This is a genomic window from Haloimpatiens massiliensis, from assembly GCF_900184255.1.
Taxonomy (GTDB): domain Bacteria; phylum Bacillota; class Clostridia; order Clostridiales; family Clostridiaceae; genus Haloimpatiens; species Haloimpatiens massiliensis.
Map to the genome: position 1 here is coordinate 1 of NZ_LT854625.1, position 1,713 is coordinate 1,713.

Below are 1,713 nucleotides of genomic sequence, written 5' to 3' on the forward strand. Positions count from 1 at the left end.
GATAGAGTTAATTTACTGTAGGAAAATGAACGATAGAAATCACCCTGAATAAAATAAAGATTTGAATTAATAAAAATATATAACTATTCTATCTCATATTATACCATGATTTCATATTTATGTATCAAATAATGACCATATTATTTAGTTTCACATGCCTATTATTGACCTTAATGCATTGTATAATCCAGTCTTTTGACCTCTGTCAATAGCCGTCAGGCTGATATCATACGGACTCTTAGATTTATTTGCTGAACATCTTAATTCGCTGATTAATTTATCCTGTATATGCTCTTTGTTTTCTCTCTTTTTCTTAATTTTTTGAGCCATCACAAGATCATATATTTTGCCGCCATTTTTCTTATATATTAATAATTTAGACATCTGAGATACTCCTATTTTACTCCAGCCTCTTGGTCTACTACTTAATCGTTCAGAAAATATATGGCTAATATGGCCTTCGGCACTGCATCCTATTATTTCATAACCTTTATCAGCTTTTATTTCTATACCATCCCAGTTATTTAGGATGTAACGTTGAGCTTCTTTTACTGCTTGTATTTTTGTTTCATTTTCAGTTAAACTTATTATTTTTTTGAACACTTTTCGTGTTTCTTCTCTATCGGGCCAATCTATAGCATCCTTTAATTCTTGTGCAATTAATTCATTATTTAAGTGTGCTGTTGCAGTTCTTAAGTATTTACTTAAATGATAAGAATCCAGTACAAATTTACTCTTTGGAATCCAATTTACTCCTTCACGTATCCATGAAGCACCATCACCAGATAAATATATTGTTTCGATAAAATCAGTATTATATTGATCATAAATATAATTTGCTACTTCAAGCCATAAATCTTCCGATTTTTTATACATGCCACCAAAATAACGTAAATTTTTCAATACTTTTCTTGCTTTGCTGCTTTTATCTTGATCAATGCCTTCATGTACATATACTAATTTAGGCATAGCTATATTTCGCATATTTTGCTTATTATTGTTATTATTTTTACTTTGAAGATGTACATGATCTTCATCCGCTTCTACATACAATATTCTAATATTTCTTTTTTTAGATTCCTTAATTTTAGGTTGAACTACATCAACATTATGTATTTTATCCATAACAGCTTGTTTGCTTATTTTATCAGTGTAAGATGCCTTCTCACCTGCTTTTCTATAACTACTTTCTAACGCTTCTTCAATTGCATTAATAACAACATCTGAACTCACTCTATCGTGAGGTTCTATTCCACTAACGCTATCAACAAGATACTGTCTTTTTCCATCTTGTTTAGATTTAAAATACGTTCTCTTATAATTTATCATTCCAAAACTAGTCAATAAACTTGTTTTGTCTTTTCTGATTATCTCATAATATTGTTTCCTTATCCCGCTGCTACGCAGATAATCATCCATATCCTTCAAAACCTCTATCAGTATATTTCTACCTAGTTCAAATAGATTTTCTTTTAAATCTATAATCAAATCAGCAATATCCTTTCTTTCACAAACAAAACTTTTTATCTCTTTTTTAATTTCTTTTACCCCAAATTCATTAAAATGTTGTATACTATTATACATAGAAGATATCAATCCTTTCTAATTTTTATTTGTTTCTCAACTTATATTTTAGTAGGATGATATCTTCTTTTCAACTCTATATGGAAATATATTCTATTTCTAATTCCCTACAATAACTTTACGCTAACT

General features: G+C 28.8%; 1 protein-coding gene. It reads right to left on the bottom strand.

From position 1 onward, the window contains the following. Positions 1-150 precede the first annotated feature (150 nt). On the bottom strand, positions 151-1,584 hold the full coding sequence (locus tag C1715_RS00085; RefSeq protein ID WP_102398661.1) for an ISLre2 family transposase: 1,434 nt from the start codon (positions 1,582-1,584) through the stop codon (positions 151-153). Positions 1,585-1,713: the final 129 nt, after the last annotated feature.

Coding starts and splice junctions, on each gene's coding strand:
- C1715_RS00085 (WP_102398661.1), bottom strand. CDS start 1,584: ATGTATAATAGTATACAACATTTTAATGAATTTGGGGTAAAAGAAATT.